The sequence below is a fragment of the Pseudomonas sp. K5002 genome (assembly GCF_013386655.1).
Classification (GTDB): Bacteria; Pseudomonadota; Gammaproteobacteria; order Pseudomonadales; family Pseudomonadaceae; genus Aquipseudomonas.
Genome location: NZ_JACARK010000970.1, coordinates 1 through 2,153 on the forward strand (window position 1 = coordinate 1; position 2,153 = coordinate 2,153).

Below are 2,153 nucleotides of genomic sequence, written 5' to 3' on the forward strand. Positions count from 1 at the left end.
GTTCTTCCAGGCGCTTGAGCTTGAGGCTGATGGCTGCCTGCGAGGTGTCCAGTGCCTGGGCCGCGCGGGTGAAGCTGGCGAAATCGGCGACCAGGACAAAGGCGTGCACGGTGTCGATATCCAGCGGCTTGAGTGCGTCGGTCATTTCAGTTCCTTATCACACCTATATCCGGTGATATCTTGCTGAAATCATGGGCGCTGCGCAAGCTGGGCACTCATCTGAACAGGAGCGCCATGATGTTTGCCAAACAGTATTCACACCGCTTGCCAGCCGATTACGACATGGGTGTCATCCGTGAGCGGGCCGCTCGCCTGGGGCCGTTGTGGGATCATGCCGAGGGTTTGCTGTTCAAGGCGTTTATCGCCCAGGAGCGAGGGCAGGGGCCGGGGGTGGGTAACCTGTATTCGTCGGTTTATCTGTGGTCGGATCCTTTGCAGGCTGCGGATTTCTTGCTCGGCGAGCGCTTCCAGAAGGTCCTCGACAGTTTTGGCCAGCCGCACATTGAGTCCTGGTTACCGCTGGACGTGCAGCGAGGTCCGGCGCAAGACGCCTTGAGCCTGTATCGGGAGGAGTGGGCGCTGGCGCCGGGGGCGGACCGCGGGCAAATCCTCGCCGCAGAAAAGGCCCGCAACCAGCAGCTCGCGGACAGCAGCGATAACTTCGCGGTGTTTCTGGCGCTGGATGTGCAGGCGTGGAAACTGGTGCGAATTACCTTGTCGGCCAAGGCGCTGGATGTGAACCATCCGGGCAATGGCTACGAGGTGTTCTACCTGGCGCGGCCCGGGGTGTGAATGCCGGTAGCCGCCGATTCGTCGGCGGCTACCTGTACCGTCAGGAGTTGAGACGCGCCTGAGGCTGGCTCAGCTTGCGCTCGGCCACGGCGCCGAACACCAGGCCCAGGGTGGTCCACAGCACCAGTTGAATCCCCAGGGAAGCCACGCGGAATTTCCACAGCAACACTGCCGAGAACTGTTCCGACACTTCGTTGATGGTCGGGAACAAGCTGCCGGCCACCGACACGATCACGATGTACAGCGCCACACCGAGGATCGCGCCTGTCCAAAGGCCACGGCTGGCAATCAGCTTGCGCGCCGCGTTGATCGCAATCACCGCAGCCGCCACCGACACCAGCAGCATCAGGAAGAACAGCTTGGTGCGTTGCGCGATGGTGGCCGGGTCGCCCACCGATGGCGGGTTGGCCGGATACTTCAGCCCCGGCACCACGATGATCGTCACAAACGCCGCCAATGCCAGCAGCGCTGCCAAGCCACGGGGGCCGACCTTGCCGATGCGGCCCAGGGAGTAGGCGAACACCAGGGCGAAAATGCCACCCAGGGAGACGCTGTACACCACCACGCCGGTGAACAGGCCGAAGGTACTTTGTACTTCGCGGCTCACCAGTTCTTCTTCCGGCGCGTCGCCGTGCATCTGTGCCATCTGATCTTCGAAGGCGATGGCCTTGTCGATCTGCGGCTCACCAAAAGTCTTGGCGAAGCCGAAGGCCAGGATGCCGGCGAGCAGGCCCACCAGCATCCCGCGAACGAGTAAATGTCCTGTCATGTCGTCACACTCCAATCAATGGCAGGGGAAACCCAGCAGGTGGCGACCGTCATGCACAAACTCATGCACGTACATGCCTTTGAACACGGCCGTCGCGCCTTGCTCGGCGCCGACGAAGTAAATCGCGAGCAACAGCAGCAGGCCGCCGAAGATCGCCCAGGGCAGGATTTCGCCCAGGGGAATGGACGGTATTGAAACGTCGGAGCCAGTTGCAGCGGTATAAGCCATGAGAACCTCCAGGGATGACGCGTCCCGAAATGGATAGCGAGTTGGCTGAAACAGGGTCTGGCTTACGGCTAAAAGGCCGAATACAGTGGCGCGACCGCGCCGGCATTGAACCGGCTTCCTGTTGCAGAATAGTTGAAACATGTTGAAACAACTTCGCAAGTCTACGCTGACTGCACCTTAAAACCAGAGCGATTTGTCATGCAGGCCACCCGTTTGACCCTTGTTGCCCACGCCAGCACCCGTGCCCAGAAACAGGCACGCTTTGCGCTGGATGAGTCGGTGGAGATGGACTGGCAGCAGGCGGCGCTTTCCCAGGGGCAACGCTTCAAGCGTGCACCCCTGGTGCTGTGCGGCCCGGAGGCGC

Annotated in this window: 4 protein-coding genes, 1 pseudogene and 1 riboswitch; of the genes and pseudogenes, 2 read left to right on the forward strand and 3 right to left on the reverse strand. The window is 61.4% G+C overall.

All coding sequences use genetic code 11. The features are described 5' to 3' along the window. Nucleotides 1-145: LysR family transcriptional regulator (locus tag HX846_RS31890; RefSeq protein ID WP_178966932.1), on the reverse strand; the 145-nt coding region annotated here is incomplete at its 3' end. Nucleotides 146-237: 92 nt separating this feature from the next. Here HX846_RS31890 and HX846_RS31895 point away from each other — a divergent pair. Then, complete coding sequence (locus HX846_RS31895) at nt 238-792, forward strand: DUF4865 family protein (protein ID WP_087694166.1); 555 nt, start codon at nt 238-240, stop codon at nt 790-792. A 40-nt stretch (nt 793-832) separates the two neighbouring features. On the opposite strand, the gene HX846_RS31900 is transcribed toward HX846_RS31895, so the two are convergent. Both HX846_RS31900 and HX846_RS31905 read right to left on the reverse strand, forming a co-directional pair. Further along, a complete protein-coding gene (locus tag HX846_RS31900; protein WP_178966933.1) occupies nt 833-1,561 on the reverse strand; it encodes a CbtA family protein in 729 nt (242 codons plus the stop codon). Between the two features lie 15 nt (nt 1,562-1,576). After that, nucleotides 1,577-1,789: a CbtB domain-containing protein gene (locus tag HX846_RS31905; protein WP_003208073.1), complete on the reverse strand. Its 213-nt coding sequence runs from the start codon at nt 1,787-1,789 to the stop codon at nt 1,577-1,579. Between the two features lie 31 nt (nt 1,790-1,820). Then, nucleotides 1,821-1,960: riboswitch (cobalamin riboswitch) on the reverse strand. 27 nt (nt 1,961-1,987) lie between these two features. Here HX846_RS31905 and HX846_RS39910 point away from each other — a divergent pair. Beyond that, nucleotides 1,988-2,153: pseudogene (locus HX846_RS39910) on the forward strand (phosphoglycerate mutase); the annotation flags it as partial.

Excerpts from the sequence above, each read along its gene's own strand:
- HX846_RS31895 (WP_087694166.1), top strand. The coding sequence starts at position 238 with ATGTTTGCCAAACAGTATTCACACCGCTTGCCAGCCGATTACGACATG.
- HX846_RS31900 (WP_178966933.1), bottom strand. The coding sequence starts at position 1,561 with ATGACAGGACATTTACTCGTTCGCGGGATGCTGGTGGGCCTGCTCGCC.
- HX846_RS31905 (WP_003208073.1), bottom strand. The coding sequence starts at position 1,789 with ATGGCTTATACCGCTGCAACTGGCTCCGACGTTTCAATACCGTCCATT.